Origin of the sequence: Companilactobacillus halodurans (assembly GCF_009600995.1) — a bacterium.
GTDB lineage: Bacteria > Bacillota > Bacilli > Lactobacillales > Lactobacillaceae > Companilactobacillus > Companilactobacillus halodurans.
In genome coordinates this window covers 1-2,319 of the sequence record NZ_VDFO01000078.1, presented here as the reverse complement: position 1 = coordinate 2,319, position 2,319 = coordinate 1, and the positions used below count along the sequence as shown (strand labels likewise).

Here is a 2,319-nt window from a genome sequence, read left to right as displayed (position 1 = left end):
TAAACTACAAAACTCCACGGGAACTATTCACTAGTTTCTGTGGAGTTTAGAAATGTACTTTTCTGGTACTGATATATTTCGTATTTATTTTTGGACAAGTGGCTAACTTGTTCTTGTAATTTTCGGTAAAATTTTTTTATTCTTGGCATTGATACTTAATTTATATTCTTTATTATCGTCAACGCCTTCGATTTCATATACTGGCTTACCAACAGTCTTATCCAGTTCGATTGAAGTAATATCTGAATCTGGATAAGTTTTTTGATAAAGTGATATTGCCGATTTTAAACTTACTTTAGTACTATCGACTAATGATTCGCTTTTAGTTGTTGTCTGAGTTTGGTTTGATGAAGCTTGATTACTCGAACATCCACCTAAAATCGTCACCGATAACAATAATAATCCAAGAGTTAATAAATTCTTTTTCAAAACCAACACCCCGCCTCTTAATTAGTAATCTTATATGCACAATAAGTATACTAATAGCAAACAGCCAATTGCAATTAATAAGAAAACCTCACAAACAGATATTTAATCTATTTATGAGGTCTATTATTTTAACAATTTATTATCCTTGAGTTGAATTATGTGTGTGTGATGGGGCTGTATCAGGCATCGCATTTAAAGTTTTCATATCTTCATCACTAATTGTGAAGTCTAACTTAGCATTAGATTCGATATGTTCCTTATGAACAGCCTTTGGCAATGGCAAAACGCCATTTTGAACGACGAATTCAATTGCCAATTGAGGAACACTGACATTGTACTTTTCAGCAATCTTCAAAACATCTTGGTTGTGAATCAAGCCACCTGTAGCAAGTGGTGAATATGCTTCGACCAAAATATCGTGACTTTGAGCAAATTTAGTGATTTTTGGTTCGGTATAACCGATATAGTACTGAATTTGGTCAATCATTGGCTTTACTTTAGCTACTTCTAAAATATTCTCCAAATCATGAACGTTAAAGTTTGAAACACCGATAGCCTTAACACGACCGGACTTATAAATTTCTTCCATGGCGCGCCAAACATCTTGATTTTCCTTATCATGATTTGAACCAATATCATTCCATGGCCATGGAGCATGGATAATATAGAGATCCAAATAATCTAAACCTAAATTATTCATAGTTGTATCAAAGTCTTTTAAAGCACCATCATAAGTCTTTGTTTGACCAGGCAATTTTGAAGTAACAAAAATATCCTCACGTTCAACTCCAGAATCTTTGACCGCTTGGCCAACTTCTTTTTCGTTTCCGTAAGCTAGAGCTGTATCAATGTGTCTGTAGCCAACATCGATTGCATCCTTAACTGCTTGGTAAGCTTGACTTGCAGGAATCTGCCAAGTACCAAAAGCTACCTTAGGAATCTTTACACCATTATTAATATCAAAAGTATCAGTTAATTTTGTCATAAAATGCTCCTTCCATTACAAAAACTATTATAAAGCTTCAAGTCAACTTGAGGTCAAGCATTTACTCCAAAATATCAACTTTATCAATAGGAATAATTGGTCCCATAACATCAGCACGTTGATTCAAAGTCTTTTGCAGCCAAGTTACATCAAGCCAACGACCGAATTTGAAGCCAACCTTTTTAAAAGTTCCTACTTGTTTATAACCCAATTTTTCGTGAAATTTAATGCTGTTAAGATTTTCTTCAGTCACGCACGCTAGTAAATTAACAACATGCTGCTTCTTGAGGATTTGTTCCAATTTTTGATATAAAGTCGTTCCTAGTCCATGTCCTTTGTAATTCTGATCAACATAAATACTAGCTTCAGTCGTCCAAGCATAGGCAGCTCTTGGTCCATAAAGATGAGCGTATGCATAACCAAGAATTTTGTTATCCTCGTCTAAAGCGACTAAATAAGGAAAAGTCTGCGATATTTCTCTGATTCTTTGTTGAAAGTTCTCAACCGTAGGTATTTCATCTTCAAAAGTAATCGTGGTATTTGTTATGTATGGTGCATAAATGTCAATTAAAGCTTTTGCATCATCTATTGTTGCTTGTCGAAATTTTATCATTTGTGGTACCTTCTCTATAAAGTATTCTATAGTTAACAATTTAACCACAAACTAGACTTCATTTACAGTTGTCTTATTCTGTCTTTACTCTCCATAAATCATTAGCAATTCAATTTTTAAAAAAAGAAGGCACGAAAAAAGGAATCGACATTGTCGATTCCTTAACTTGCGTGGCAGCTCCCTATCCTCGCGGGTAGTTTCCCACCAACTACTTTCGGCGCGGAGAAGCTTAACTTCTGTGTTCGGCATGGGAACAGGTGTATCCTTCTCACTATCGCCACCACACTATTTT

Annotated in this window: 3 protein-coding genes and 1 rRNA gene; all 4 read right to left on the bottom strand. The window is 34.9% G+C overall.

The features are described 5' to 3' along the window. Window positions 1–102: 102 nt before the first annotated feature. A complete protein-coding gene (locus FHL05_RS12295) occupies window positions 103–429 on the bottom strand; it encodes a PepSY domain-containing protein (protein WP_162000309.1) in 327 nt (108 codons plus the stop codon). 139 nt (window positions 430–568) lie between these two features. Then, window positions 569–1,414 carry an aldo/keto reductase gene (locus FHL05_RS12290; protein ID WP_153386754.1) on the bottom strand — a complete coding sequence of 282 codons (846 nt, stop codon included), beginning with the start codon at window positions 1,412–1,414 and terminating at the stop codon, window positions 569–571. A gap of 61 nt (window positions 1,415–1,475) precedes the next feature. Beyond that, window positions 1,476–2,027 (bottom strand): GNAT family N-acetyltransferase, encoded by a 552-nt coding sequence (locus tag FHL05_RS12285; RefSeq protein WP_153386756.1) that lies wholly within the window; start codon window positions 2,025–2,027, stop codon window positions 1,476–1,478. Between the two features lie 168 nt (window positions 2,028–2,195). Then, window positions 2,196–2,312 (bottom strand): 5S ribosomal RNA (gene rrf, locus FHL05_RS12280). Between the last annotated feature and the right edge of the window lie 7 nt (window positions 2,313–2,319).

Bases quoted from the DNA above. Each gene is read 5' to 3' on its own strand.
- FHL05_RS12290 (WP_153386754.1), bottom strand. From the start codon at position 1,414: ATGACAAAATTAACTGATACTTTTGATATTAATAATGGTGTAAAGATT.
- FHL05_RS12285 (WP_153386756.1), bottom strand. From the start codon at position 2,027: ATGATAAAATTTCGACAAGCAACAATAGATGATGCAAAAGCTTTAATT.